General features: G+C 65.8%; 5 protein-coding genes. 4 read left to right on the forward strand and 1 reads right to left on the reverse strand.

Translation table 11 applies throughout. The features are described from left to right. From VF662_RS00230 to VF662_RS00240, 3 genes are all read left to right on the forward strand, one after another. A partial coding sequence (locus VF662_RS00230) for a PLP-dependent aminotransferase family protein (RefSeq protein WP_464136288.1) occupies positions 1–554 on the forward strand: 554 nt, incomplete at its 5' end. Further along, on the forward strand, positions 555–1,034 hold the full coding sequence (nrdR, locus tag VF662_RS00235) for a transcriptional regulator NrdR (protein WP_464136290.1): 480 nt from the start codon (positions 555–557) through the stop codon (positions 1,032–1,034). It abuts the gene before it with no gap. 47 nt (positions 1,035–1,081) lie between these two features. Then, on the forward strand, positions 1,082–2,215 hold the full coding sequence (locus VF662_RS00240) for a TrmH family RNA methyltransferase (protein WP_464136293.1): 1,134 nt from the start codon (positions 1,082–1,084) through the stop codon (positions 2,213–2,215). On the opposite strand, the gene VF662_RS00245 is transcribed toward VF662_RS00240, so the two are convergent. Next, positions 2,179–2,490, reverse strand: a complete 312-nt coding sequence (locus VF662_RS00245) for a chorismate mutase (RefSeq protein WP_464136296.1) — start codon at positions 2,488–2,490, stop codon at positions 2,179–2,181. The two genes, VF662_RS00240 and VF662_RS00245, sit on opposite strands and share 37 nt — an antisense overlap. Positions 2,491–2,673: 183 nt before the next feature. Here VF662_RS00245 and rpsD point away from each other — a divergent pair. Beyond that, on the forward strand, positions 2,674–3,219 hold a 546-nt coding region (gene rpsD, locus VF662_RS00250), incomplete at its 3' end, for a 30S ribosomal protein S4 (protein ID WP_464136298.1).

Consider the following 3,219-nt stretch of genomic DNA (forward strand, 5'->3'; position numbering starts at 1 on the left):
TGACCGACGATGAGGCGATCGCCAAGAAGATTAATTCGGCGGTGTTCCCCGGCCTTCAGGGCGGCCCGCTGATGCACGTCATTGCCGCCAAGGCGGTGGCGTTCGGTGAAGCGCTTCGGCCGGAGTTCAAGAGCTACGCCCGCGCCGTCATCGCCAATGCGAAGGCGCTGGCCGGCCGCCTCCAGGAGCGCGGCGCAGCACTCGTCGCCGGCGGCACCGATACGCACCTGGCGCTCGTCGATCTCGGCCCGCTCGGAATCACCGGCAAGGATGCCGACGAGGCGCTCGAGCGTTCCGCCATCACCTGCAACAAGAATGGCGTGCCGTTCGATCCGCTTCCGCCGCTGAAGACCAGCGGCATCCGCGTTGGATCACCCGCGGGCACCACCCGCGGCTTCGGCGTCCGGGAATTTCGCGACATCGCCGACATGATCGCCGACGTGCTCGACGGCCTGCGTGCCAACGGGCACGAAGGCAACGGCGCGGTCGAAGCGGACGTGAAGCGGCGCGTGCGCGAGCTGTGCGCGCGCTTCCCAATCTACCCGGAGCAGTAATTGCGCTGCCCTTTCTGCTCGCACGAAGCCAGCCAGGTGAAGGACAGCCGCCCCACCGAGGACGGCGCCTCGATCCGCCGCCGCCGCCAGTGCGAGGATTGCGGCGCCCGCTTCACGACCTTCGAACGTGTGCAGCTGCGCGAGCTCACCGTCGTCAAATCCGGCGAGCGGCGGGAGCCCTTCGACCGCTCCAAGCTTGAGCGTTCCGTATCGACCGCGCTTCGCAAGCGCCCCGTGCCGCAGGAGCGGATCGACAAGCTCGTCTCCTCGATCCAGCGCCAGCTCGAGGTAAGCGGCGAAAGCGAGGTCTCTTCCACGCGCATCGGCGAGATGGTGATGGAGGGGCTTAAGGCCGTCGACACCGTCGCCTACATCCGCTTCGCCTCAGTCTACAAAGATTTCAGCGAAGCCAGCGACTTCGAAGCCTTCGCAGGCAGGGTGGGAGAGGAAGACCAGCGTTCCACTCCCCGCTCATCCTGAGTAGGGGCTGAGCCCGTCGAAGCCCCGTATCGAAGGACCGGCCAGCATTGGATTTCTACGCCTACCTGCTCCGCTGCTCCGACGGCAGCTATTATGCCGGTCATACCGACGATCTGGACGCCCGCATCGCTCAGCACCAAACGGGAGCAGTGCCGGGCTACACAGAGAAGCGCCGGCCCGTCGAGCTCGTTTGGTCGGAGCGTTTTCCGGATCGGCACCAGGCATTCGCGGCAGAACGCCGGATCAAGGGCTGGACGCGCGCGAAGAAGGAAGCACTGATCTGCGGGGATTGGGAGGCATTGCACCGTCTGGCGAAGAAATCCTTCGATACGCCGCTTCGACTTCGCTCAGCGGCTACTCAGGATGAGCGAGAAAATAAGGTTCTCCTGGATCCGCTCATCCTGAATAGCGGGCTCAGCGAAGCCGAAGACCACGTATCGAAGGGCCCTGCAATCGTGCTGGTCCGCCCGCAGCTAGGAGAGAATATCGGGAAGGCGGCGCGGGCGATGCTGAACTTCGGCCTCACCGACCTGCGTCTGGTAAGCCCGCGGGATGGTTGGCCGAACCCCTCCGCCGGCCCTGCGGCCTCGGGAGCCGACGTCGTTCTGGAGCGCGCGCAAGTGTTCGAGACCGTGGCGGAAGCGGTGGCGGATTGTCCCTTCGTCTACGCCACGACGGTGCGGAAGCGCGGCCTGGTCGTGCCGGTCGTGACGCCGCAGGAGGCGGCCGCCGAGATGGCGCAGCGCGGCGAAGCCTCCGCGATCCTCTTCGGAGCCGAGCGCTCGGGCCTCGAAACCGAGGAGGTGGCTATCGCTCAGAAGATCCTCACCGTCCCCATCAACCCCGAATTTCGATCATTGAACCTCGCCCAGGCCGTGATCCTCGTCGCCTATGAATGGTCGAAGCATCAGGAGCTGATGGTCCCGACCGAGGGGGAGCCGGCCGAGCCGCGTGCGCCGCATGAGCATCTGGAAGGCCTGATCGGGCAGCTGAACGAAGCGCTGGACGAAGTCGGCTATTTCTTCCCGCCCGACCGCACCCCGGCCACTCTCAACACGATCCGGACGATCCTGACCAAGCCCGGCTGGTCGACTCGCGAGATCCAGGCGCTGCGCGGGATGATCCGAGCGATCACTCATCCGCGTCAGCGCGGCCGTTCGTCGAACCGCTCGAATTCGTAGGCGATCGATGCCTCCACCAGGCGCTCGTAGAGTTCGGCGACGGCAGCGGCCGGAGCGCCCTCGGACAGGGCGATCCGCTTCGCATTGCCGATCACTTCGGCCTTTCGCGCCTCGTCTCTCACCGCTTCCCGGTCGAGCTTGATGCGAGCCGCGGCATCCATGTAGCGGAAGCGTTCGGCGAGCAGCGCCACGATCTGCTCGTCCAGCCGGTCGACGCCGCCCCGCACCTCGGCCATCGTCCTGCAGTCGCCCGGCCTCACCCTTCCCTCGCTCATGCGGCTTCTTTAGCGGCCGCCAAGCGGCTGTCGAGGTTGACTTATGCGCCTCCGCGGGCCATGTGCCCCGCTTCGCAATTGGCCTCGCATTCCCGGTGAAGCGGCGGCCGCGCTCGACAACAGGTCGAACGGTGCGGGTCCGGGATCATCGCCCTCCGGGGCAACAGCAAATTGGAGTATGTCATGTCGAAGCGCTCAAGCGCCAAGTATAAGCTCGACCGCCGGATGGGCGAGAACGTCTTCGGACGCCCCAAGAGCCCGGTCAACAAGCGCGAATATGGCCCCGGCCAGCACGGCCAGCGCCGCAAGAGCAAGGTCTCGGATTACGGGGTGCAGCTCAAGGCCAAGCAGAAGCTCAAGGGCTATTATGGCGAGATCACGGAGCGCCAGTTCAAGCGCAGCTACACCGATGCGGTGCGCATGAAGGGCGATACCTCGCAGAACCTGATCGGCCTGCTCGAGCGGCGGCTCGACATGGTGGTCTATCGCGCCAAGTTCACGCCGACGATCTGGTCGGCACGCCAACTCGTCAGCCACGGCCACATCCGCGTCAACGGCGTGAAGTGCAACATCGCCTCGCGCCGGGTGAATCCGAACGACGAGATCACGCTCGGCAGCAAGGCGCAGGAAATGGCGCTGGTGATGGAAGCGCAGGGCCTCGCCGAGCGCGAGATCCCCGACTACGTCGCTCCCGACGGCACCGCCAAGGTGACCTTCACCCGCGTTCCG

Origin of the sequence: Allosphingosinicella sp., from assembly GCF_036387215.1 — a bacterium.
GTDB lineage: Bacteria > Pseudomonadota > Alphaproteobacteria > Sphingomonadales > Sphingomonadaceae > Allosphingosinicella.